This window comes from Kineococcus vitellinus (genome assembly GCF_009906315.1).
Taxonomy (GTDB): Bacteria; Actinomycetota; Actinomycetes; order Actinomycetales; family Kineococcaceae; genus Kineococcus; species Kineococcus vitellinus.
This window is the reverse complement of sequence record NZ_JAAALL010000565.1, coordinates 1-1,156: the sequence shown is the minus strand read 5'-3', so window position 1 is coordinate 1,156 and position 1,156 is coordinate 1. Positions and strand designations below refer to the sequence as shown.

General features: G+C 74.6%; 1 protein-coding gene and 1 pseudogene. Both read right to left on the bottom strand.

All coding sequences use genetic code 11. The features are described 5' to 3' along the window. Positions 1 to 260 (bottom strand): annotated as a pseudogene (locus GTQ99_RS23430) (sensor histidine kinase); the annotation flags it as partial. Positions 261 to 297: 37 nt separating this feature from the next. Continuing rightward, positions 298 to 1,041 (bottom strand): response regulator transcription factor, encoded by a 744-nt coding sequence (locus tag GTQ99_RS23425; RefSeq protein WP_166618045.1) that lies wholly within the window; start codon positions 1,039 to 1,041, stop codon positions 298 to 300. Positions 1,042 to 1,156 lie beyond the last annotated feature (115 nt).

The window sequence follows — 1,156 nt, the reverse complement described above, 5'->3', positions numbered from 1 at the left end:
GTGTAGACCCCGTCCCCGCCGCGCCCGCCGCCCGGTGGCCCCCCGCGGCCGAGGACCTGCGAGCGCTGCACCGCGTCGGCCAGCTGCTGGTCCACCCGCCGCGACAGCTCGTGGTGCAGCGCGAGCGTGGTCACCACACCGATGACGAGGCCGACGGCGACGAGCAGCGCGGTGGTCGTCAGCAGCAGCCGGCTGCGCAGCGTCGTGGGGGCGCGCAGGCGGCGGCGCGGTGCCGGCGGGTCGGCCGGTGCGGGGGTCACTGTCCGAGGGTGGCGCGTCGGCGCTCGCGGTGCGGGCTCAGCCGACGTCGGCGGGCTTGAGGACGTAGCCGGCGCCGCGGACGGTGTGGATCATCGGGGCGCGGCCGGCGTCGATCTTGCGGCGCAGGTAGGAGACGTACAGCTCCACGATGTTGGCCTGGCCGCCGAAGTCGTAGTTCCACACCCGGTCCAGGATCTGCGCCTTGGACAGCACGCGGCGCGGGTTGCGCATGAGGTAGCGCAGCAGCTCGAACTCGGTGGCCGTCAGGCGGACCTCCTGGCCGGCACGGGAGACCTCGTGGCTGTCCTCGTCGAGCAGCAGGTCGCCGACGGCGAGCACGGGCTCCTGCTTGGCGGCGACCAGGCCGGAGCGGCGCAGCAGGCTGCGCAGCCGGGCCACGACCTCCTCCAGGCTGAAGGGCTTGGTCACGTAGTCGTCACCGCCCGCGGTCAGCCCGGCGACGCGGTCCTCGACGGCGTCCTTGGCGGTCAGGAAGAGGACGGGCACGTCGGTGGCGTCGGCGCGCAGCCGGCGCAGCACCTCCAGGCCGTCGATGTCCGGCAGCATGATGTCGAGGACCACCGCGTCGGGGCGGAAGGAGCGGGCGGCGCGCACCGCGTCCAGGCCGTTGCCCGCCGTCCGCACCTCCCAGCCCTCGTAGCGCAGCGTCATGCTCAGCAGCTCCGAGAGCGTCGACTCGTCGTCGACGACGAGCACGCGCAGCGGGGTGCCGTCGGGCCGGGTGAGCTCCGAGCGGCGGGCGGTGGTGGAGGCGGTCATGCCTCCATGCTCGGCCCGCGACCTGGCGGCGAGCGTGGTGAACGCTGGGTTTCCCCTGTGCGTCGTCACTGGATCGGACCAACGCGCGGCGGGCGCGGGGCGTGCGGGGCTCGTG